This window comes from Actinokineospora guangxiensis (genome assembly GCF_042657845.1).
Classification (GTDB): domain Bacteria; phylum Actinomycetota; class Actinomycetes; order Mycobacteriales; family Pseudonocardiaceae; genus Actinokineospora; species Actinokineospora guangxiensis.
In genome coordinates this window covers 1-21103 of sequence record NZ_JBHSKF010000017.1, presented here as the reverse complement: position 1 = coordinate 21103, position 21103 = coordinate 1, and the positions used below count along the sequence as shown (strand labels likewise).

Annotated in this window: 22 protein-coding genes; 17 read left to right on the top strand and 5 right to left on the bottom strand. The window is 74.4% G+C overall.

Features of this window, described 5'->3' with window-relative positions; translation table 11 throughout:
- Window positions 1-13: 13 nt before the first annotated feature.
- From ACFPM7_RS25620 to ACFPM7_RS25595, 6 genes are all read left to right on the top strand, one after another.
- Window positions 14-526, top strand: a complete 513-nt coding sequence (locus ACFPM7_RS25620; protein ID WP_378250333.1) for a GNAT family N-acetyltransferase — start codon at window positions 14-16, stop codon at window positions 524-526.
- A 134-nt stretch (window positions 527-660) separates the two neighbouring features.
- Window positions 661-999: a transcriptional regulator gene (locus tag ACFPM7_RS25615; protein WP_378250332.1), complete on the top strand. Its 339-nt coding sequence runs from the start codon at window positions 661-663 to the stop codon at window positions 997-999.
- Entirely contained in the window at window positions 996-2243 is a 1248-nt protein-coding gene (locus ACFPM7_RS25610; RefSeq protein ID WP_378250330.1) for a PPE domain-containing protein, read from the top strand. The genes ACFPM7_RS25615 and ACFPM7_RS25610 overlap by 4 nt, the downstream gene beginning before the upstream one ends.
- Before the next feature lie 17 nt (window positions 2244-2260).
- Window positions 2261-3031, top strand: a complete 771-nt coding sequence (locus tag ACFPM7_RS25605; RefSeq protein ID WP_378250329.1) for an ESX secretion-associated protein EspG — start codon at window positions 2261-2263, stop codon at window positions 3029-3031.
- 32 nt (window positions 3032-3063) lie between these two features.
- Entirely contained in the window at window positions 3064-3486 is a 423-nt protein-coding gene (locus ACFPM7_RS25600; RefSeq protein WP_378250328.1) for a hypothetical protein, read from the top strand.
- A complete protein-coding gene (locus tag ACFPM7_RS25595) occupies window positions 3480-3695 on the top strand; it encodes a helix-turn-helix transcriptional regulator (RefSeq protein ID WP_378250327.1) in 216 nt (71 codons plus the stop codon). The genes ACFPM7_RS25600 and ACFPM7_RS25595 overlap by 7 nt, the downstream gene beginning before the upstream one ends.
- Here the strand turns inward: ACFPM7_RS25595 and ACFPM7_RS25590 are convergent.
- Window positions 3692-5452 (bottom strand): serine/threonine-protein kinase, encoded by a 1761-nt coding sequence (locus ACFPM7_RS25590; RefSeq protein WP_378250326.1) that lies wholly within the window; start codon window positions 5450-5452, stop codon window positions 3692-3694. The two genes, ACFPM7_RS25595 and ACFPM7_RS25590, sit on opposite strands and share 4 nt — an antisense overlap.
- A 126-nt stretch (window positions 5453-5578) precedes the next feature.
- On the opposite strand from ACFPM7_RS25590, the gene ACFPM7_RS25585 reads away from it, so the two are divergent.
- Genes ACFPM7_RS25585 through meaB form a run of 3 tightly spaced genes read left to right on the top strand, consistent with a single transcriptional unit; the run spans window position 5579 to window position 10564 of the window.
- On the top strand, window positions 5579-7408 hold the full coding sequence (locus tag ACFPM7_RS25585) for a methylmalonyl-CoA mutase family protein (protein WP_378250325.1): 1830 nt from the start codon (window positions 5579-5581) through the stop codon (window positions 7406-7408).
- On the top strand, window positions 7405-9588 hold the full coding sequence (scpA, locus tag ACFPM7_RS25580; protein WP_378250324.1) for a methylmalonyl-CoA mutase: 2184 nt from the start codon (window positions 7405-7407) through the stop codon (window positions 9586-9588). The genes ACFPM7_RS25585 and scpA overlap by 4 nt, the downstream gene beginning before the upstream one ends.
- Complete coding sequence (gene meaB / locus ACFPM7_RS25575; RefSeq protein WP_378250323.1) at window positions 9581-10564, top strand: methylmalonyl Co-A mutase-associated GTPase MeaB; 984 nt, start codon at window positions 9581-9583, stop codon at window positions 10562-10564. Before scpA ends, meaB begins: the two co-directional genes overlap by 8 nt.
- On the opposite strand, the gene ACFPM7_RS25570 is transcribed toward meaB, so the two are convergent.
- A complete protein-coding gene (locus tag ACFPM7_RS25570; RefSeq protein ID WP_378250322.1) occupies window positions 10565-10714 on the bottom strand; it encodes a hypothetical protein in 150 nt (49 codons plus the stop codon).
- Between the two features lie 541 nt (window positions 10715-11255).
- Between ACFPM7_RS25570 and ACFPM7_RS25565 the strand changes: the two genes are divergently transcribed.
- The 6 genes from ACFPM7_RS25565 (at window position 11256) to ACFPM7_RS25540 (ending at window position 16814) form a co-directional block, all read left to right on the top strand.
- Complete coding sequence (locus ACFPM7_RS25565; RefSeq protein WP_378250321.1) at window positions 11256-11498, top strand: hypothetical protein; 243 nt, start codon at window positions 11256-11258, stop codon at window positions 11496-11498.
- A gap of 198 nt (window positions 11499-11696) precedes the next feature.
- The gene (locus tag ACFPM7_RS25560; RefSeq protein WP_378250320.1) at window positions 11697-13016 is read left to right on the top strand and encodes an amidohydrolase; all 1320 of its coding nucleotides are present in this window, start codon (window positions 11697-11699) and stop codon (window positions 13014-13016) included.
- Window positions 13017-13095: 79 nt separating this feature from the next.
- Complete coding sequence (locus ACFPM7_RS25555; RefSeq protein WP_378250319.1) at window positions 13096-13530, top strand: YbaB/EbfC family nucleoid-associated protein; 435 nt, start codon at window positions 13096-13098, stop codon at window positions 13528-13530.
- Window positions 13527-13844, top strand: coding sequence for a WXG100 family type VII secretion target (locus ACFPM7_RS25550; protein ID WP_378250318.1), 318 nt, complete (start codon window positions 13527-13529; stop codon window positions 13842-13844). The genes ACFPM7_RS25555 and ACFPM7_RS25550 overlap by 4 nt, the downstream gene beginning before the upstream one ends.
- Window positions 13834-16548 carry a glycohydrolase toxin TNT-related protein gene (locus ACFPM7_RS25545; protein WP_378250317.1) on the top strand — a complete coding sequence of 905 codons (2715 nt, stop codon included), beginning with the start codon at window positions 13834-13836 and terminating at the stop codon, window positions 16546-16548. Before ACFPM7_RS25550 ends, ACFPM7_RS25545 begins: the two co-directional genes overlap by 11 nt.
- On the top strand, window positions 16545-16814 hold the full coding sequence (locus ACFPM7_RS25540; protein ID WP_378250316.1) for a hypothetical protein: 270 nt from the start codon (window positions 16545-16547) through the stop codon (window positions 16812-16814). The genes ACFPM7_RS25545 and ACFPM7_RS25540 overlap by 4 nt, the downstream gene beginning before the upstream one ends.
- 3 nt (window positions 16815-16817) lie before the next feature.
- Here ACFPM7_RS25540 and hisN read toward each other — a convergent pair whose 3' ends face one another.
- Entirely contained in the window at window positions 16818-17597 is a 780-nt protein-coding gene (hisN, locus tag ACFPM7_RS25535; protein WP_378250507.1) for a histidinol-phosphatase, read from the bottom strand.
- A 24-nt stretch (window positions 17598-17621) separates the two neighbouring features.
- Between hisN and ACFPM7_RS25530 the strand changes: the two genes are divergently transcribed.
- Together ACFPM7_RS25530 and ACFPM7_RS25525 are read left to right on the top strand one after the other, a co-directional pair.
- A complete protein-coding gene (locus tag ACFPM7_RS25530) occupies window positions 17622-18296 on the top strand; it encodes a response regulator transcription factor (protein WP_378250315.1) in 675 nt (224 codons plus the stop codon).
- A gap of 1 nt (window position 18297) precedes the next feature.
- On the top strand, window positions 18298-19575 hold the full coding sequence (locus ACFPM7_RS25525) for an ATP-binding protein (RefSeq protein WP_378250314.1): 1278 nt from the start codon (window positions 18298-18300) through the stop codon (window positions 19573-19575).
- Here ACFPM7_RS25525 and ACFPM7_RS25520 read toward each other — a convergent pair.
- Window positions 19572-20078, bottom strand: coding sequence for a GtrA family protein (locus ACFPM7_RS25520; RefSeq protein WP_378250313.1), 507 nt, complete (start codon window positions 20076-20078; stop codon window positions 19572-19574). The two genes, ACFPM7_RS25525 and ACFPM7_RS25520, sit on opposite strands and share 4 nt — an antisense overlap.
- Before the next feature lie 26 nt (window positions 20079-20104).
- Window positions 20105-20641, bottom strand: a complete 537-nt coding sequence (locus ACFPM7_RS25515; RefSeq protein WP_378250312.1) for a GtrA family protein — start codon at window positions 20639-20641, stop codon at window positions 20105-20107.
- Window positions 20642-21103: the final 462 nt, after the last annotated feature.

The following is a 21103-nucleotide window of genomic DNA, read 5'->3' as shown; positions in this document are numbered from 1 at the left end:
GTAGGTTGACCAGGTGGAACCGGTGGAGATCAACGCGGGCAAGTACTACCTGCGCGCCCTGCGCGCCGACGACCGCGTCGACGACCGGCCCGCCGTCCTGGAGGGGTTCACCGACCCGATCAGCAGGCGGTGGCTGGCGCACATCGCCGTCTACGACCTCGCCTCCGCGGGCGCCTACATCGCCCAGCGCGCCGTCGACTGGGAGAACGAGACGCGGTTCTCCTGGGCGGTCGCCGACCAGCTGACCGGCGCGCTGCTCGGCGAGGTGCTGCTCAAGGAACTGGACCTCGGCGCGGGCGTGGGCGAGGCGGGCTGCTGGACGCACCCGTCCGCGCGCGGGCAGGGCCTGGCCACCGAGGCGCTGGGGGCGATGATCCGGTTCGGCTTCGGCGGCCTGGGGCTGCGGGAGATCTTCTATCGGCACGAAACGGCCAATACGGGCTCGGCCAAGGTCGCGGCCAGACTCGGGTTCTCGCAGGTGGAGGTCGTGGACGGCACCACGGTCCTGCACCTGCGTAACGACTGAGCGACCGTCACGACGTTCAGGGGGAACCGACCGGCGGCCGTGAGCGTCTGGAAAACAGTTGGCCAACAACGGTCGTTTCCGAGGGTGGCCACTCGATAGAGTGGACGCACCACGGGCGGTGACGGGGAGGCGGCATGCCGGAGCAAGACCTGCTGAGGGTGGAACCGGGCGCGGTGCCCGAGCTGCGCAGGGCGTTCCTGTCCGCGCTGACCACCGTCGACCGGCAGATCGAGCTGGCCAAGGCCGAGATCAGGGTCGCGCCGTGGGCGGGCGACCCGGTCAGCGCCTCGGCGGCGGAGTCCGTCAACGCCCTGTCCAGCCATGTCGAGGGCGCCGCGCTGGAGGCGCTGCTGGCCTTCCGCGCCCAGCTCGACGCCGCGGTGGACAACCTGGACAAGACCGCCGAGCAGTACCAGGGCCTTGAGGACGACAACACCGCATCGGTGAGCCAGACGATCGAGGACGGCGCATGACCGACACCCAGGCCCCGCCCGCCCAGACCCAGCCCGCCGAGGACGGGACCCGCTGGCGCGGGTTCAGCCACGAGGAGCTGTACCGGATGCTGCACGAGGGCCCCGGCGCGACCGCGTCGGCGACCCCGTCGCGGCGCTGGGCCGAGCTGACCGCAGCCCTCGACGAGGTCGGCCACCAGCTGGAGACCTCGCTGAGCGCCGCGGGCACCGGCTGGGTCGGCCGGGCCGCGGGCGCGGCCTACCAGCGGCTCATCCCGCTCTCGGCCTGGGCGAAGACGACCTCGGAGAACGCCGCCACCATGCGGGTGGCCGTGGAGAACCAGGGCGACCACATCGCCAGGGCCCGCGCGGACATGCCCGCCCCCGAGGGCGTCACCCCGATGGCCCCCGACCCGACCGTGCCGCCCGCGGTGCAGGTCGTCGGCGCGCAGACCGACGCCGAGCCCGTCGAGGCCGCCAAGGCCGCGGGCGAGCAGCGCGCGGTCGAGGTCATGACGGCCTACGAGAACAACACCAAGCAGAACCTCGCGGTCCTGGCCCCGTTCGAGAACCCGGCCGCGGTCGTGCGCGCCGGCGGGGTGCAGCGCGGCGGCGGTCCCGGCGTGCGCTTCGGCACCGGCGTCTCGGGCGTGGTCGGGCACGTGGGCGACCCGCACGACCGCGCCGACCACCGGCCGGGTCCCCGCGAGCCCCACCACCTGTCCGGCACGGGCGCCTCCGGCGCCCAGGCCGACCTGGTGCGCCCGCAGCGCCCGCTGCTGCCCGCGCCGGGAATGCTCGCCGGAGCCGCTCCCATGGAGAACTTCGGCGCGGGACCGGTCGCCCTCGGCGCCCCCCGCGGGGGCGACCGTGTCCGAGAGCGCCGCGCGCCCGGCCACGCCATGGGCGCGGGCGCGATGGGCGCCGACTCCGCCCACCACGGCCGCGACCCGCACGGCTCGACCTCCGGCGCCGACCGCGGCGCACTGGCCCCCGGCGCACCGCCGCCGCACGGCGCGGCGGGCGCCCCCGTCGGCGGCGCCGGCGCCGCGGGTGCGGGGGGCGGCATGGACAAGATGGGCCCGCGGCGCTTCGGCACCGAGGCGATCGGCTCGGCCCAGTGGTTCGCCGACGCCGCCGACGGCCCCGCCCCGCGCGCGGTCGCGGGCCGCAACCGCGACCTGGGCGACACCGAGAACGTGACCGAGAACGTCTCCGTCGACGGCGAGGACCACACCCTGCCGCCGTCGGTGATCGGCGGCTGACGGGCCTGGTGGGTTCGGTGGGCTCCGGCCTGTTCGCCGAGGACGCGCCCGCGGTGGAGCTGTCCGCGGTGGAGTTCGACGTGCTCGGCGAGCGGCTGGGCGTCGAGGAGTTCCCCGTCGTGCTGCGGGTGCCATCGCCCGGCCGCTCCACGGCCGAGCGGGCCGCCCTGGTGCGCGCCGCGTGGGACGGGCTGGCCCGGCGCGGGCTGGCCGACCACCCCGAGATCGACCCCGGCCTGGCCGGGATGCTGGCCGTCCTCGCCCGGCCCGAGTCCGCCGTCGACGTGCGGGTCTGGGGCGGGCGGGAGACCAGGGCGCTGGCGGCGCTGGCAGGCGGCACGGCTGTGCTGGCCGTGCTCACCGAGGGCGCTCTGCGGCTGCGGGAGATCGATGGCGGCCTGGCCCGGCACGCGGTGTCGGTCGCCCCGCCGGTGCCCGCCGGGAGCGGGCGCTCGGTCACCCTGCCGACCGCCGACCTCGCCGCGGCGGCCCCGGCGGGCGACCTCGCCGCCGCGCTGGCCGCGCGCGGCGTGCGCGGCGACGACGCGCGCGGGCTCGGGGAGATGATCGGACCGCTGGCCGCGCGCGGGCAGTTCGGCTGCGCGCACCGCGACCGCTACGGCAGGCGGCGGCGCACCGGGCGGACGGTGAGCTTCTTCGACACCGCCGACGGCCGCTACGTGCAGCTGGTCTCGGTCAACGCCGACGGCGTCAGCTGGACGACCATCGCCCCGGCCGACCGCCGGGCGATGCTCGCCCACGTCGAGGAGCTAGTCAAGGAAGTTTGACATGGTGTCTGCTTAGCTTTACATTCCCGCTCATGGCCTACGAGCACAAGAGCGCCTGGATCGACCTCGTCGTCGCGCTCGCCGGCTACGGCGTCTACCTCGCCGTGGTCCTCTCCCGCGCGGGCGGCGCGCCACTGGCCGAGGTCGCCTACACCGGGCCGCTGCTCGTCTCGATCGGCGCGGCCATTGCGGCCGGCATCGTCCTGCGCATCGCCGTCGGGGTGATCAAGCGCGACACCGCCACCGACGAGCGCGACCGCGAGATCGGCCGCTTCGGCGACCACATCGGACAGTCGTTCGTGATCGTCGGCGCGGTCGCGGCGATGGCGCTGGCCCTGCTGGAGGCGGGACACTTCTGGATCGCGAATGCGGTATACCTCTGCTTCGTGCTCTCCGCCAGCCTCGCCGCCGCCGCCCGGATCGCCGCCTACCAGCGCGGGCTGCACGCGTGGTGAAGTCCACGAAGGTCACCAACTCGATCCGCGCGCTGCGCTTCGCCCACGGCCAGATGACGCAGGCCGACCTCGCCGAGCGGGTCGGCGTGACCCGGCAGACGGTGATCGCCATCGAGCAGGGCAAGTACTCGCCGTCGCTGGAGATGGCCTTCCAGATCGCCCGCGTCTTCGGCGTCGGCCTGGACGAGGTCTTCCAGTACCCCGATTAGGCCGCCGCGACCGCGAACCCGGCGGTGATCTCGGTGAACAGCCCGGAGCGCGCCGAGCCCTCCTGCTCGATCGGGACCGTCAGCGACACCACCCACAGGTCCTCGCCGACCGGGCGGACGTCGGCGAAGGTCACCCTGGCCAGGTCCGGGAGCGGCGAGCCCGGGGCGTCCGGGAAGGACTCGACGGTGCGGTAGGTCAGGCGGACCCCGGTCTCGCCGATCGGGGTGGAGGCGACCAGGCGGTACTCGGGGGCCCGGCCGCGCAGCGCCGCCTCGTACTCGGGCACCTTGTGCCCGCGCAGGTACCCGGGGAAGCGCTCGACCACGAGGTCGGCGGTGCCGGTCGGGGCGACCCAGTGCACGCGGGTGCTGTCGGGCAGGGTCTCGGCCGAGCGCTGCTCCACGAACTTGACCCAGTCCTCGGGCACCGGCACGGAGAACCCGCCGCCCTGCTCGCCCGCCAGCGTGGCGGCGTCCGCGCCGCGCGGCACCAGGCGCGTCACCGGGGTCTCCGGCGGGGGCGGGGCGGTCGTCGTGGTCGTCGCGGGCAGCACGGGCTCGCCGCCGACCGTCCTGGCCAGCGCGAACCCGCCCGCCGCCGCGCCGCCGAACACCACGGCCGCGACCAGGGTCAGCACCGCGGCGGCGACCGCGCCCCGGGAGCGGACGGCGGGCGGGTCGAACGGCAGCGGGCCGGGCGCGGCGGCCAGCGGCACGCTCAGCTCGCCAGGTGACTCCGGCCGGGCGGGCGCCGGGGTCTCCGCCGGTTCCTCGGCGGGCCCCGGATCGGGACTGTCCTCGGGGCTCCCGGTGGGCGCACCGGTCTCGGCGGGGGGCCCGGCAGGTCGGGTGATGACGGTCTCGGCGTCGGCGGCCGAGGTGCGGATGTCGGCGAACACGGAGATCCCCGGCGCGGGCTGCATCGGGTGCAGCAGCGCCCTGACCTGCTGCAGCGGCATCCGCGCGGCGGGGTCCTTCACCATCAGGCCGGTGATGACCTCGCGCAGCGGGCCGTCGTGCTCGGGCAGCGGCACGTCGCCGTCGACGACCCGGTGCAGGGTCTCCAGCACCGGCGCGTCCGGGTCGTAGGGGGCGCGGCCCTCGACCGCGGCGAACAGCGTCGCGCCCAGGCCCCACAGGTCGGCGGCGGGGGTGACGGCCTCGCCGGAGACGACCTCGGGGGCGATGTAGGCGGGTGAGCCGAGCATGATCCCGCTGCGGGTCAGCGTGCGCTCGGAGACGTTGCGCGCGATGCCGAAGTCGGTCAGCTTGACCGTCCCGCTCATGCCGTCGGTGCCGACCAGGACGTTGCCCGGCTTCACGTCGCGGTGGGTGATCCCGGCGGCGTGCGCGGCCAGCAGCCCGGAGGCCACCGCACCGCCCAGCACCGCGGCCTGGGCGTCGGTGCACGGGCCGTTGAGCCGCAGCACCTGGGCCAGGCTCAGCGACACCACGTACTCCATGACCACGAACGGCTCGTCGCCCTCGCTGACCACGTCGTGCAGGGTCACCACGTTGGGGTGGGCCAGCACCGCGATCGCGCGGGCCTCGCGCAGCGTGCGCTCGCGCAGCTCGGCGGCCTCGGCGTCGGACACCCCGGGCTGGCGGCGCACCTCCTTGACCGCCACTGGGCGGCGCAGATGCTCGTCGTAGGCCGACCAGACCACTCCCATGGCCCCCTGGCCGATGACCCCGCGCAGCCGGTACCGGCCTCCGATGAGGCGCTGCCCGGCTGCACTGGTCGACACGGGCGCCATCATCCCTGATGGGAGCGCGGGCCGGTGGGAAAGCCCACACAACGGCCGAACCGGGCCGTCCGGCCGGGATCATCAATCCGGACGTTTCACAGACTTCGCCCGAGGAGGATCCGTAGCATGCCGCGCATGACATCGGATGGCCTGGTGCTCGCGGGCGAGCACCCGGAGGCGACCCGCGCCCAGTGGCGCGAGCTGGTCGCGGGCGTGTTGCGCAAGACCGGCGACGTGCCGGACGACGTACCCGTGGAATCACTGCTCACCACACGCACCTACGACGGCATCGACATCGCCCCCCTCTACACCGCCGAGGACGCCGACGGCGCGACCGCCGGGATGCCCGGCCTGCCGCCGCACACCAGAGGCGCGCGCCCCGACGGCCACATCGCCACCGGGTGGGACGTGCGCCAGCGCCACGCCGACCCGGGCACCACCCCCGCGACGCTGCTGGCCGACCTCGAACACGGCGTCAGCTCGCTGTGGCTGGTCGCGGGCGAGTCCGGCATCCCGATCGGCCGCCTCGGCGACGTGCTCGCCGACGTCTACCTCGACCTCGCCCCGGTCACCCTCGACGCGGGACCGGAGTTCGCCGACGCCGCCGCCGAGCTGCTGCGCGTGCACGCCGACAAGGGCGTGCCCGCCGCCGAGACCCGCGGCAGCCTGGGCGCCGACCCGATCGGCCACCAGGCCCGCACCGGCACCGCGCCGGACCTGCGCGCCGCCGCCGCGCTCGCCGCGGACGCCGCGGGATTCCCGAACCTGCGCGTGATCACCGTCGACGGACTGCCCTTCCACGACGCGGGCGGCTCCGACGCCCAGGAGCTGGGCGCGGCCATCGCCGCGGGGGTGGCCTACCTGCGCGCGCTCACCGGGGCCGGACTGAGCGCCGAGCGGGCCGCCCAGCAGCTGGAGTTCCGCTTCGCCGCCACCGCCGACCAGTTCCTCACCATCGCCAAGCTGCGCGCCGCGCGCAGGCTGTGGGCACGGGTGGCCGAGGTCAGCGGGTTCACCGCCGCCCAGCGCCAGCACGCCGTCACCGCGACCGCGATGCTCAGCAAGCGCGACCCGTGGGTCAACATGCTGCGCGCCACGCTCGGCTGCTTCGGCGCGGGCGTCGGCGGCGCGGACGCGGTCACCGTGCTGCCCTTCGACGCCGCGATCGGCCTGCCCGACGCCTTCTCCCGCCGCATCGCCCGCAACACCCAGGCGGTGCTGCTCGACGAGTCGCGGCTGGCGGGCGTCATCGACCCGGCGGGCGGCTCCTGGTACGTGGAGAAGCTCACCGACGACCTCGCGCGCGCCGCGTGGGCGTGGTTCACCGAGATCGAGCGCGCGGGCGGCGTCGTCGCCGCGCTGGACTCCGGTCTCGTCGCCGAGCGGCTCGCCGAGACCTGGGAGCGCCGCCGCGACAACCTCGCCCACCGCCGCGACGCCCTCACCGGCATCAGCGAGTTCCCCAACCTGGGCGAGAAGCCGGTCGAGCGCCCGGCCGCGCCGCCCGCGCCGACCGGCGGCCTGCCGGTGGTGCGCTACGGCCAGGACTTCGAGGCCCTGCGCGACCGCGCCGACCGCGCCCTGGCCGAATCCGGCGCGCGGCCGACGGTCTTCCTCGCCACCCTCGGCCCGGTCGCCGCGCACACCGCGCGCGCGACCTTCGCGGCGAACCTGTTCCAGGCGGGCGGCTTCCAGACCCCCGACGCCGGGGCCGCCGACGCCGCCACCGCCGCCGAGCGCTTCGCCGCCAGCGGCGCGGCGATCGCCTGCCTGTGCGCCTCCGACCGGACCTACGCCGCTGACGCCGCGGACGCCATCGCCGCGCTGCGGGCCGCGGGCGCGGCCAAGGTGCTGCTGGCGGGCAAGCCGTCCGACGCCTACGCCGTCGACGGATTCGTGCACGTGGGCTGCGACGCTCTCGGCGTCCTGCGCCAGACCCACGACGACCTGGGAGTCCCGGCATGAGCACCATCCCCGACTTCGGCGCCGTGGAGCTGGGCGAGCCCAGCCCGGCCGGACAGGCCGAGTGGACCGCGGCGCTGCACGAGGCGACCGGCAAGGGCGCGGACGCGCTGGCCTGGGAGACGCCCGAGGGCATCGCGGTCAAGCCCGTCTACACCGCCGAGGACACCGCGGGCCTGGACTTCCTGGGCACCTACCCGGGCATCGCGCCGTTCCTGCGCGGCCCGTACCCGACGATGTACGTCAACCAGCCGTGGACCATCCGCCAGTACGCCGGGTTCTCCACCGCCGAGGAGTCCAACGCCTTCTACCGCCGCAACCTCGCCGCGGGCCAGAAGGGACTGTCGGTCGCCTTCGACCTGGCCACCCACCGCGGCTACGACTCCGACCACCCCCGGGTGGCCGGTGACGTCGGCATGGCGGGCGTGGCCATCGACTCCATCTACGACATGCGCACGCTCTTCGACGGCATCCCGCTGGACAAGATGAGCGTGTCGATGACCATGAACGGCGCGGTGCTGCCGGTGCTGGCGCTCTACGTCGTGGCCGCCGAGGAGCAGGGGGTGAGCCCGGACAAGCTGGCCGGGACCATCCAGAACGACATCCTCAAGGAGTTCATGGTCCGCAACACCTACATCTACCCGCCGCGGCCGTCGATGCGGATCATCTCCGACATCTTCGCCTACACCTCGGCGAACATGCCCAAGTACAACTCGATCTCCATCTCCGGCTACCACATGCAGGAGGCCGGGGCGACCGCCGACCTGGAGCTGGCCTACACGCTGGCCGACGGCGTCGAGTACATCCGGGCGGGCCGGGGCGCCGGGCTGGACGTGGACACGTTCGCGCCGCGGCTGTCGTTCTTCTGGGCGATCGGCATGAACTTCTTCATGGAGGTCGCGAAGATGCGCGCGGCCCGGCTGCTGTGGTCCAAGCTGGTCAAGGGCTTCGAGCCGAAGTCGGCGAAGTCGCTGTCGCTGCGCACGCACTGCCAGACCTCGGGCTGGTCGCTGACCGCCCAAGACGTCTACAACAACGTCGTGCGCACCTGCGTGGAGGCGATGGCCGCCACCCAGGGGCACACGCAGTCGCTGCACACCAACGCCCTCGACGAGGCGCTGGCGCTGCCGACGGACTTCTCCGCGCGCATCGCCCGCAACACGCAACTGTTGTTGCAGCAGGAGTCCGGCACGACGCGGGTGATCGACCCGTGGGGCGGCAGCGCGTTCGTGGAGCGGCTGACCGCCGACCTCGCGGCCAAGGCGTGGGGTCACATCACCGAGGTCGAGGCCGCGGGCGGCATGGCGCAGGCGATCGACGCGGGCATCCCCAAGCTGCGCATCGAGGAGGCCGCCGCGCGCACCCAGGCGCGCATCGACTCCGGGCGCCAGCCGGTCATCGGCATCAACAAGTACCGGCTCACCGAGGACGAGCAGATCGACGTCCTCAAGGTCGACAACGCCGGTGTGCGGGCCCAGCAGATCGAGAAGCTGCGGCGGCTGCGCGAGGAGCGCTCCGCCGAGGACGTCCAGTCGGCGCTGGACGCGCTGACCAGGGCCGCCGACGCCGACGGCAACCTGCTGGAGCTGGCCATCAGCGCCGCGCGCGCCAAGGCGACCGTCGGGGAGATCTCCGACGCCCTCGGCAAGGTGTGGGGCAGGCACTCCGCGCAGATCCGTACGATCTCCGGTGTGTACCGCGATGAGGTCGGCCAATCGTCCGGTGTGGACTCCGCGCGGGCGGTCGTGGACGCCTTCGCCGAGGCCGAGGGCCGCCGCCCGCGCATCCTGGTGGCCAAGATGGGCCAGGACGGGCACGACCGCGGCCAGAAGGTCATCGCCACCGCCTTCGCCGACCTCGGCTTCGACGTCGACGTGGGCCCGCTGTTCTCCACCCCCGCCGAGGTCGCCCGCCAGGCCGTCGAGGCCGACGTGCACATCGTCGGGGTCAACTCGCTGGCCGCCGGGCACCTGACGCTGGTGCCCGCGCTGCGCGGCGAGCTGGCGGAGCTGGGCCGCGAGGACATCATGATCGTCGTCGGCGGCGTCATCCCGCCGCAGGACTACGACGAGCTGCGGGCCGCGGGCGCCGCGGCGATCTTCCCGCCCGGCACCGTCATCGCCGACGCCGCCGCCGAGCTGCTCGGCAAGCTCGCGGAGCAGCACGGGCACTCGCTTGGGTAGGACCGTGGACGTCGGCGAGTACGCCAAGGGCGTGCTGGCGGGTGACCGGGGGCTGCTCTCGCGCGCCATCACCCTGGTCGAGTCCCGCCGCGCCGACCACCGCGCCCTCGCCCAGGAACTGCTGGTCGAGCTGCTGCCGCACGCGGGCGGCGCGCACCGCGTCGGCATCACCGGCGTCCCCGGCGTGGGCAAGTCGACGTTCATCGACACCCTGGGCATGAACCTGATCGGGGCGGGCAGGCGGGTGGCCGTGCTGGCCGTCGACCCGTCCTCGACCAGGACCGGCGGCTCGATCCTCGGCGACAAGACCCGCATGGCGCGGCTCTCGGTCGACCCGGCGGCGTTCATCCGCCCGTCGCCCACCTCCGGCACCCTCGGCGGCGTCGCCAAGGCGACCCGGGAGACCATCGTGCTGATGGAGGCGGCGGGCTACGACACCGTCCTGGTGGAGACCGTCGGCGTCGGGCAGTCGGAGACGACCGTGGCCAACATGGTCGACTGCTTCCTGTTCCTGACCCTGGCCCGCACGGGCGACCAGCTCCAGGGCATCAAGAAGGGCGTCCTGGAACTCGCCGACGTCATCGCCGTCAACAAGGCCGACGGCGACCACACCCGCGAAGCCCAGCGCGCCGCCCGCGAACTGGCCTCGGCCCTGCGCCTCATGCGCAACCCGGAGGCCACCTGGCAGCCGCCGGTGCTGACCTGCAGCGGCGCGGAGAACCTGGGCCTGGACACCCTGTGGGAGCAGATCGAGCAGCACCACAAGGCGCTCTCGGCCTCCGGCGAACTGGCGGAGAAGCGCCGGCGCCAGCAGGTCGACTGGACCTGGGCGATGGTCCACGACACCCTGCTCACCCAGCTGCGCGAACACCCGGCCGTGCGCTCGCAGGTGCCGGAACTGGAACGGCGGGTCCGCGACGGCGAGCTGACCGCGACGTTGGCCGCGCAGGAGATCCTCCGGCTGTTCGAGGGGTGATCAGTCCGGGGTCGACAGCGGCATCCCGTCCCGCGAGCCCGCCACGGCGTCGCTCAGGAGCAGGCGCAGCTCCTGGGTGCGCCGCAGCGACTCGTCCTTGAGTGTGTCGGCGGAGTAGGCGCGCCAGTCCCACTCCGGGTTCCCGCTCATCGGCGCCACCACCCGCCGCCCCCACCGGCCGAGCCGTGCTCCAAGGCGACCGTCGGGCCGTACTTGGCCGACATGGTCGCGATCGACCAGCTCTCGATCTCTCCCGGTACTCCCGCTGCGCCGAATCGGACAGCTGCGCGCGCGACTCGACGTGGCGGTTCGCCACCAGCAGTGCGCATCCGGGCACGATCGGTGCCACATCGGCGACCAACGTCAAGTCCGCCGACGACGCGATGGTCTCCGAGCCCACCTCACTCGGCGAGGCGAACGGGCGGAGGGGGCGAGCGGGCTGTCGGTCAGGACGTGGCACGGCGGGCAGTGACCCGCCGCCGCGGTCGCCAACGGGTCGGTGCTGCGCATGCTGTATCGCTTGCTTTGCGAGTGCATCAGGATGAGCGGAGCGTAGAGGTGGGTGAGCTGGCGCAGCACGTTTTCGGCGTGGTGCCGCCCGTGGTGATCGCCCGTGACCCGGTTGGCGTATCTGCGTGGAGGGGGGCGGTGCGGCTACGCTGGTGGTGATCACTGACGCCCTGGAGGTCGCGTGTCCCGGCTGCTGACCGGAATGCTCGTCGCGGTGGCCGTGCTCGGCGCGGTCGCGCTCGGACCCGTGGCGACGGAGGCGGTGGCGCAGACGACCGCGCCCTCCGGGCCGACGCTGAACCCGCCGACCGAGCAGGACTCGGCCGACAGCAAGCAGAAGGTGGTCATCGCCGTCGTGGCGATCGCGCTGCTCGGCATCGTGGTCTACGGGAACCGGGTCCGCCACAAGAAGGCGAAGAAGTAGGCGCTCGTCGCCCCGTCCCGGCCGATCGTCTTGATCATTAGACCAGTCGGGGCGAAGCGCGCCCGCCGCTCACCGCTTCCACCGTGCCGCCCGTCCAGCCGAGCACGGTCACGGGCGGCGACGTCAGCACCGCATGGTGCACTATTGACCGCAAATGAGCATCGGAAGCGCATTCGAGCAGGTCAGTGGAGGGGTCGCGTGACTGTGTTGGAATCGCGGCCCGACATGCCCGCGGACCCCGGCAGGGGTCAGCGCGGGGGCAGAGGAGCCGATCCCGCCGTGCTGATCACCCCCACCGGCGTCAGTATGCCCAGTGTGGATGACCTCGGAGCGGGACGCGGGCCCGCCTGGCTGGACGACTGGCTGGCGGCCAACACCGGCGACGTGCTGGCCTGGTTCCGCCACATCCACGCCCACCCGGAGCTGTCGCGCCGCGAGTTCGCCACGACCGAGCTGGTCGCGGGGCTGCTCAAGTCCTACGGCCTGGACCCGGAGATCCTGCCCGGCGGCACCGGCCTGATCTGCGACATCGGCGAGGGCGAGCGCTGCGTCGCGCTGCGCGCCGACCTCGACGCGCTGCCGATGACCGAGGACACCGGCCTGCCCTACGCCTCCACCGCCCCCGGGGCCGCGCACACCTGCGGTCACGACGCGCACACCGCGATCCTGCTGGCCACCGGCATCGCGCTGGCCTCGGGGCCGCCGCTGCCCGGCCGCATCCGGCTGATCTTCCAGCCCGCCGAGGAGGTCATGCCCGGCGGCGCGCTGGAGGTCATCGACGCGGGCGGGCTCGACAGCGTCGACCGGATCTTCGGGCTGCACTGCGACCCGCGGGTCGAGGTCGGCCGGGTCGGCACCCGGGTCGGGGCCATCACCTCGGCCACCGACCTGCTCGAACTGCGCCTGACCTCCCCGGGCGGGCACACCTCCCGCCCGCACCTCACCGCCGACCTGGTGCACGCGCTCGGCAGCGTCATCACCGGCCTGCCCGCGCTGCTCTCGCGCCGGGTCGACCCGCGCTCGGGCACCGTGCTGGTGTGGGGCGCGGTGCACGCGGGCGAGGCGCCCAACGCCGTCCCGCAGGAGGGCGTGCTGCGCGGCACCCTGCGCACCGGCGACCACGACGTGTGGATCGGGCTGGAGCCGCTGGTCTCCGGGCTGGTCCAGGCGCTGCTCGCGCCCACCGGCGTCGGCTTCGAGCTGCAGCACCGCCGCGGCGTGCCGCCGGTGATCAACGAGCGGGAGAGCACCCAGATGCTGCGCTCGGCGATCGGGACAGCGCTCGGCGAGGACGCGCTGGCGGGCACCAAGCAGTCCAGCGGCGGCGAGGACTTCGGCTGGTACATGGAGCACGTGCCGGGCAGCTTCATGCGCCTGGGCGTCTGGGACGGCGAAGGCCCCATGCGCGACCTGCACCAGCCGACCTTCCAGCTGGACGAGCGGGCCCTGCTGACCGGCATCCGGGTCATGACCCACACCGCGATGACCGCCCTGACCTGGACCCCGCAAGCCGACTGAATCTGGCGGGAACCGAGGCGCCGGTGCCCCCGTCCAACGGTCGACCGGAGTCTGTCCGGGTGTATCCGCGGAGGTGGCGATGGGTGCCGATCACCGGGCCCTGGTCGATGAGCTGCTCGCGGATCACCGGCGCAGCCGCGACCAGCTCGCCGAGGTGCAGCGCGCGCTGAGCGCCGTCGCGTGCGCGGCCGCCAGCCCGTGCGGCACCGTCACCGCGACGGTGTCCGCGCACGGCGCGCTCGTCGCGCTCGACATCCGCGACGACGCCTACCGCACCCACCCGCCGGGCGCGCTCGCCCAGGTCGTGGTGGGCACGGTCGCCGAGGCGAGCGCCCGCGCCGCCCGCGCCGCCGACGAGGTCATGGCCCCCGTGCTGCCCGCAGGGACGGACCCGGCCGCGCTGCGCTGCGGCCTGGCCGACCTGAGCGCCGCCGAGGTGGCCCCGCCGGTCGAGGAGTTCGACTTCGAGCGGGCCACCTGGCTGGAGTCCGACCGGGACGGGGGCGCGCGGTGACCGGCTTCGAGGTCGACCCGGGCGCGCTGGCCGCCCGCGCGGGCGAGTTCGGCGACCTGGCCGAGCGCGCCTCGGCCATCCACCGCGACCTGGCCGACCGCCTGTCCTCCCTCGGCACGTGCTGGGGCGCGGACGCCGTCGGCGCGAGCTTCGCCGCCGCCCACACCCCCGGCGCCGAGGCCACCCTCGGCGACCTGGGCGCACTGCCCGGCAGGCTCGGCGAGGTCGGCGACCGCCTGACCGACACCGCGGCGCGCTACGCCGCCACCGAGGCCGACACCACCGCCGCGCTGGGGGGCACCGATGGGCATTGAGCTGCCCCCCGAGCTGGCCCCCCTCGCCGCGGCGACGGGCGTGCGCTGGCCGGAGGCCGACGAGGACGCCATGCGCGCCGCCGCTGCCGCCTGGCGCGAGGCCGCCACCCGCATGACCACCCTGACCGGCGACGCCGACACCACCGCCAGCTCCGCGTTCGGGGCGTTCAGCGGCGAGGCGGCCGACGCGGCCAGGGCGCACTGGACGGGATACGTCGGCGCGGACAGCGGACACCTGACGGTGACCGCGCGCGGCTGCCTCGCGGCGGCCGACCGGCTGGAGCACGCGGCCGAGCAGGTCGGCGCGGCGAAGGTGGAGATCGTCCGGCAGCTGGTCGACCTGAGCAAGAACACCGAGGCGGCGCGGGCCGTCGGCACCCCGGCGGCGCTGCTGGGGGTCGACACCGGGGTCAGGGCCACGGCGGCGAACCTGGCGGCGGTGACGGACACGCTGGTGGGCGCGGTGGCGCCGGGCGGGCCCGACGTGACCTCGACGCGCCAGGTGGCGCAGGCCAACCCCGGTGCGCGCCCGGTCGAGGCGCCGTCCCGGGGCGGCGTCGCGGGCGGGCTGATCAGCGGGGTGACCACGACCGTGCGGAGCACGGTCGGGGAGGTGGCCGCGGGACCGTCGGGGGAGCGTGCGGACGGGCCGCTCGGCGGGGTGACCACGGCGGTGCCGGGGGTGGCCGCCGTGGGGAGCGGGGACGGTCAGGGGCAGGGCTCCGGTGGGCTGCTGGGCGGGGTGACGGGTGCGGTGCAGGGTGCGGTCAGCGGGGTGAGCGGGGTGGTGGAGCAGGCCGTCGGCGGAACGGGTGGGCAGGGCTCCGGCGGGTTGCTGGGCGGGGTGTCGGGGGCGGTCAGCGGGGAGGTGCAGCAGGCGGTTGGCGGGACAAGCTCAGGTGGGTTGCCGGGCGGGACAGGCTCCGGTGGGTTGTTGGGCGGGGTGACGGGTGCGGTGCAGGGCGCGGTTGGCGGGGTGAGTGCGGTGGTTGAGCAGGCCGTAGGTGGGACGGGTGGCGGCCGGGAGGGAGGCGCTGGTGGGGTGCTGGGCGCGGTGCAGGGAGCGGTCGGCGGGGTGAGCGGAGCCGTCGAGGGTGCGGTGTCGGGGATCGGCGACGTGGTGGGCGGTGTGGTTCGGGAGACCGGGGGGCTGGTGGGCGGAGTGACCGACGTGGCGGGAGGCGTGGTTCAGGGGGCCGGGGAGCTGGTCGGGGGAGTGGCTGACTCCGTGGGTGGCGCGGTGCGGGGGGCCGGGGAGCTGGTCGGCGCCGTCGCGGACGGGGTGGGCGGCGCGGCCGACCGGGTCGGCGACACCGCGGGCGGTGGGGTGGCGGACACGGTCGTGGGACAGGACGCGGGCGGCGGGCGCGAGGTGGCGGGCGGCGGGGCCGTCGAGTCCGCCGTGCGGCCAGGGCCCGCGGACGAGTGGGCGATGGACCTGCCGACCCCGCCCGCCGGGATGCCGGTGGTGGAGACGGTGCAGGCGGCCTCGGCCGCGGTGCTGGACGCGCCCGCCGCGAGCGCGCAGCCCGGTGGCGGGGCCGCGCCGGTGGCGGCGGCACCGGGCGCGGCCGGCGCGGCGGGGGCCGTCGCGGGAGTCGTGGGCGGTGCGGGGGGACCCGCGCTGCCCGGTCCCCGCGCGCACTCGGGCGCGCCGATGCGCGCCGACCTTCCCCAGCAGGGCGACAGCCGTGCCCACGACCAGCGCGGCCAGGACCAGCGCGGCCAGGACCAGCGCGGCCAGGACCAGCGCGGCCAGGACCAGCGTGCGCAGGACCAGCGGGGCCAGAGCGGGCGGGCCGACGGCACCGGGGAGCACCGGATCGGCGAGCCCGACGACGCCTCCCCGTTCGACCCGTTCGATTCCGACGACAGCGAGCCGACGCCCGCCGCCGGGTTCGCGGCCGTTCCGCTGGTCGTCCCGCCAGGCGCGTTCCTCGGCGGGGCGAGCGGGAGCAAGCCCTTCGGCGCGCCCGCCGCGCCGCCCGCCGAGCGCAGCGGGCTCGCCCGGCTGCCGGGGGTGTTCGCGGGGGCGGCCATCGGGGACGCGCACCGCGACCAGCTGTCGCTGTTCCTGCTGCACCTGTTCCCGATCGGGCACCTGCCGCAGGTCGTCGACGAGCCGCACCTGCAGCTGCCCGCGCCGCAGGCCGAGGTGGACTACGCCGCCGGACTGCGGTTCCCGCCCGACGACCATCCCGACGCCCGCCTGGTCGACGCGACCACGCCGGCCCCCGTCACCCGCACCGAAGGCGGCTCGACCGCCCGCATCGCCGAGGTGTACGACCCGCTGGGCGGCATGCACGAGCGCGACTGGGAGCGGCGCTTCCTCGTCCGGCCCGCCGACGGGCGCGGCCGGGCCGAGTACGCGTGGCCGCCCGGCGAGCAGTACCCCGAGGGCGGCTGCGCCGACGGCGAGCCGGTCGTGCTGGAGCCGGGCACCCCGCTGGACCGCGTGGGCACGCCGGAGGGGCGGGTGTTCGCCGAGGACGCCACGCCGTTCGCCGCCCGGTCGCTGCCGCCCGCCCAGCTCGACGCGCCGCTGCGCCGCTACACCGTCGTGCGGCCGCTGCCCGCGTGGCGGACGGCGTCGGCGCCCTGGTTCGCCCAGCGCGGCGGGGGCATCCGGCTGCGCACTACCCGGTCGGCCGTCGAACTGGTGGCGCTGGGGTACCTGGTCGAGATCACGGAGGACGAGCGGTGAACGCCGATTCCATCGCCGAGTGGCTGCGCGCGGTCGGCGTCCCCGACCAGGTCGTCTCCATCGGGGCCGAGGTGGACAACACCTGGTGCCTGCTGCGCGACCCGGCGGGCGACGCCTGGGAGGTGTTCTGGCGCGAGCAGGGCAACCGCTACGACTGGGCGCGCTTCAGCAACGAGCAGGTCGCCTGCCACTACCTGTTCGGCAGGCTGGTGTGGTCGCAGGTCGTGCGGGGCGCCGTCGGCGTGCTGCCCGCCTCGGCCAAGTAGGGCTCAGCGGCGCAGGACGTCCAGCACGGCGTCGTGCAGCAGGCCGTTGGTGGACACCGCCGAGCCGCCGTCGAAGCGGGCCGCGCCCGCCAGGTCGGTGAAGCGCCCGCCAGCCTCCTGCACCAGCACCTGCACCGCGGCCACGTCCCACGGGTTCACGATGGCCTCGGCGGCGACGTCGATCGCGCCCTCGGCCACCAGGCAGTGCGACCAGAAGTCGCCGAACGCCCGGTTCTCCCAGCAGGCGTCCACCAGATCCAGGTACTTCTCCCGCGAGTGGAACTCCGTCCACGTGCCCAGGTGCGTGGTCGACAGGTACGCGTCCGACAGCGCGGCGACCCCCGAGACCGACAGGCGCAGCGGGTCGCCGCCCGCGCTCAGCCACGCGCCCTCGCCGCGCGCGGCGTGCCAGCGCCTGCCCAGCGCGGGCGCGCTGACCACGCCGACCACCGGCGCGCCGCCCTCGACCAGCGCGATCAGCGTCGCCCAGGCGGGTACACCGCGCAGGAAGTTCTTGGTGCCGTCGATCGGGTCCAGCACCCAGGTGCGGCCCGCGCGGACCTGGCCGCCGCGCTCCTCGCCCGCCACCGCGTCCCCGGGGCGCTCCTCGGCGATCATGGCCCTGACCGCGTCCTCGACGGCGGTGTCGGCGTCGGTGACCGGGGTGCGGTCGGGCTTGCTGGTCACCACGAGGTCGCGCGCCCGGAAGCGCGCCGAGGTGATCCCGTCGGCCAGGTCGGCGAGGCGGAGGGCGAAGTCGAGGTCGCTTGACACGCTCGCGATCGTGTCACGCCTACGCTGTGCACCGTGAGCGTGGTGCTTCTGGCCGAGGACGACACGGCCATCGCCGAACCGCTCTCCCGGGCGCTGCACCGGGAGGGCTATGAGGTCGTGGTCGTCGGCGACGGCCACCGGGCCCTGGACGTGGCCACCGCGGGCGGCTCCGACCTGCTGGTGCTCGACCTCGGCCTGCCCGGCCTCGACGGGCTCGACGTGTGTAGGCGGCTGCGCGCGGCGGGCCGCACCATCCCGGTGCTGATGCTGACCGCCCGCGCCGACGAGGTGGACTTCGTCGTCGGCCTGGACGCGGGCGCCGACGACTACGTCGCCAAGCCGTTCCGCCTGGCCGAGCTGCTGGCCCGCATCCGCGCGCTGCTGCGCCGCCAGGCCCCGGGCGCCATCGACGTCAACGGCGTGCGCATGGACCTCGCCGGCCGCGTCGTCACCGTCGACGGCGCGGAGATCAACCTGGCGAACAAGGAGTTCGAGCTGCTGCGCGTGCTCATCCAGCGCGCCGGGCAGGTGGTGACCCGCGAGGAGATCCTGTCCGAGGTGTGGAGCGACCCCGAGCTGAAGGGCAGCAAGACCCTCGACATGCACATGTCGTGGCTGCGCCGCAAGCTCGGCGACGTCGGCCCGCGCGCCGCGGAGCGGCGCATCTCCACCGTGCGCGGCGTCGGCTTCCGGTTCAACGCGGACTGACGTGCGCCGCCGCATCCTGATGGCGATCATGCTCGCGGTGCTGGTCACCGCGTGCTCCCTGGGCATTCCGCTCGGCTACACCGCGCTGCAGATCGTCGAGCAGATCACCCGCGCCGACCTGGCCACCCGCGCCCAGCAGATGGCGGCGGTGCTGGACGAGGAGATCGCCAACCGCCGCCCGGTCGACCTGCGCAAGGTGGCCGTGGTCATCCCGCCGGGCGGGCGGCTGGAGGTCATGCTGCCCAGTGAGGGCACCCGGGTGCTCGGGCCGGAGATCGAGGGTGACACCGTCGAGGAGTCCGTGCCGATGGTGCAGCGCGGCACGGTGCGGGTGATGGTCCCCGACGGGCAGATGCGCACCCAGCAGACGCAGGTCGCGCTGCTCGTGGCGCTGGTCATCATCATCACCATCGGGATCGGCGCGGCCGTGGCGACGGTCACCGCCAAGCGCATCGCACGGCCGCTGCGCCACGTCGCCGACCGGGCGAGCAGGCTCGGCGCGGGCGACTTCCGCCTCGACAGCACCCGCTACGACCTCGCCGAGCTGGACTCCGTCGCCGAGGCCCTGGACGCCTCGGCCACCGCTCTGGGCCTGCTCATCCAGCGCGAGCGCGACCTCGTCGGCGACGTCTCCCACCAGCTGCGCAGCAGGCTCACCGCCCTGCAACTGCGGCTGGAGACGCTGGCCACGATGTCGGACGAGGAGACCGCGGCCGAGGCCCGCGCGGGCCTTGCCCAGGCCGACCGGCTCGCCGAGGTGCTCGACGAGCTGCTGGCCGCGGCCCGGGTCGCCCGCTCCGGCGGCGCCGAGGTGGTGGACCTGGCCAGGGAGCTGACCGCCATCGCCGAGGAGTGGCGCAAGCCGCTGCGCCAGGACGGGCGCTCGCTGCGGCTGCGGCTGCAGGCCAACCTGGTCGTGCGGGCCACCCCGGCGCGGCTGCGCGAGGTCATCGGCGTGCTGCTGGACAACGCGCACCGCCACGGCGGCGGCACCGTCACGCTGACCGCGCGGCTGAGCGGGGAGACCGTGGTGGTGGAGGTCGCCGACGGCGGGCTGGGGGTGCCCGACGAGCTGGTGCCGCACATCTTCGACCGGGGCGTGTCGGGGGCGGGCTCGACCGGGCTCGGCCTGGCCCTGGCGCGGGCGCTGGTGGACTCCGACGGCGGCAGGCTGGAGCTGTCCACGGCGCGCCCGGCCACCTTCTCGGTGTTCCTGCGCATGCCGAAGGCGGGCGACTTCCCGGGCGTGCGGTGGCCCGCCGAGAAGATTCCGCGCTAGTCGTAGGTCTTCTGCTCGCGGAGCTGGTCGGGGAAGACCCACTTGCGGAAGCCCCAGAACCGGAAACCGGTCGCCAGCAGCATGCCGATGATCGAGCCGGAGATGAAGTCCGCGGTCTCCTGGACCAGCAGGCTGACGTGCGGGGTCTCCAGGTCGAGGACGTAGCGGGAGATGTAGGGCGGGATCAGGTTGATGCCGACGCCGCAGCCGCTGATCAGGAAGAACAGGGCCGCCTCGTGGTGGCGTTCGCGGCCGCCTCTGGTGCGGAAGGACCACTCGCGGTTGAGCACGTAGGACACGATCGTGGCGATGATGACGGCGATCGCCTTCGCGGTGATCGGCTTGTCCTCCAGGACCGTGAACTTCAGCACGAACCAGATGGCGTTGTCGATGACGAAGGTGGTCGCGCCGACGATCCCGAACTTGAGCAGCTCGCGGTGCTTGAGCAGCACCTTGCGCAGCGGCGCGGGCATGATGGCGAGCACCGATTCGACTACGGACACCGCCGCAGTCTACGGATTCGCGGCGGTCACGCCGCCTTGTCCGCCGGGGCGGGGACCGTGCGCAGGCGTCGCACGCGGGCGTCGGCCTGGGGGAAGACCCACTTCTTGAACGCCCACCAGCGGAAGACCATGGCCAGCAGGGTGCCGAGGACGATTCCCGAGGCGAAGTCGGCTACCTCCTGGGTGAACCTGGAGACCTCGGGGACCTTGAGGTGGAAGAGGTAGCGGGAGGCTGCGAGGGGGGCGGAGTTGATGGCCACGCCGATGCCGCTGATCAGGAAGAAGAGGGCTGCTTCGTGGGGGCGTTCGCGGCCGCCTCTGGTGCTGAAGGACCACTCGCGGTTGAGCACGTAGGACACGATCGTGGCGATGATGACCGCGATGGCGAGGGCGGTGACGGGGTTCGCGGTGAGGACGGTGAGTTTGAGGGTGTAGTTGACGGCGTTGGTGACGACGAAGCAGATGGCTCCGACTGTGGCGAAGCGGAGGAGTTCGCGGTGCTTGGCCAGGGTGGCTTGGACCGGTTCCGGGAGGTGGGACAGCACGGTCTCTGCGAACGCCATGTGGGCGGAGTTTAACCAGGCGTTTCGGGGGGTGGTTGATGAGGTCCGTGCCCTCGTGGTTCCGAGGGCGTGCCCTTCGCGGTTCCGCGAGTGTGCTGGGTGTGTCCGATGGAGTGGAGTTGTTTCCGCAGCGCCCCTTCTCTCCCCGCAGAATCAACTCCACCCCATCGGACAGTTGGCGGGAGGGTGTTGCGTTGGAGCGGGTGGGGGCGAAAGTTCTTGCGGACTGGGGTTTTGTGCCCGTGCCCGTGCCCGTGCCCGTGTGCTCGTGCGCCGTGTTCGTGTGCCTGTGTTCCTGTGTCAGCAGGGGAGGTCCCAGCGGAGCCATTTGGGTAGTGCGCCGTGGCAGAGGGGGGTGAGGTCCAGGACGGGGTGCTTCTTGGACGTGGTGGGCGGGGGTGTCGTGGGTGCTGTTGTGGGCTTGGAGGGGCGCGTGGTGGTGGGCTTGGTGGTGGGGGGCTT